The organism is Paenibacillus tyrphae (assembly GCF_024158745.1).
In the GTDB taxonomy this organism is placed as follows: Bacteria; Bacillota; Bacilli; order Paenibacillales; family NBRC-103111; genus Paenibacillus_G; species Paenibacillus_G tyrfis_A.
Genome location: NZ_JAMZAW010000083.1, coordinates 1 through 290, shown reverse-complemented (window position 1 = coordinate 290; position 290 = coordinate 1). Strand labels below are relative to the sequence as shown.

Annotated in this window: 1 pseudogene; it reads left to right on the top strand. The window is 45.9% G+C overall.

Annotated features, from left to right (window positions below):
* Nucleotides 1-127: 127 nt before the first annotated feature.
* Nucleotides 128-290, top strand: a pseudogene (locus tag NI000_RS37370) (IS1182 family transposase); the annotation flags it as partial.

Sequence of the window (290 nt, the reverse complement as noted above, 5' to 3'; positions counted from 1 at the left end):
AGAGGGTGTCCCAAAAGCCATGAAAATGGCTGAGGGACACTTTTTTTTGTATCAAAGAATACAAAAAGAAACCGTTCCTTGTTAAAATGGAGGTACCACCCAACCATTACAAAAGGAGACGGTTTCTTTGTACATTCAATATACCATGGATCAACTTTGTTTGCCAATGGACTTAGAAGAGGACATTCCCGAAAATCACCTCGTTCGCGTCGTGAATGCAGCCGTGAATCGGCTTGATGACGCCATCTTCGACGCAGCTTACCCCGGAGGCGGGCGAGATAGTTACCACC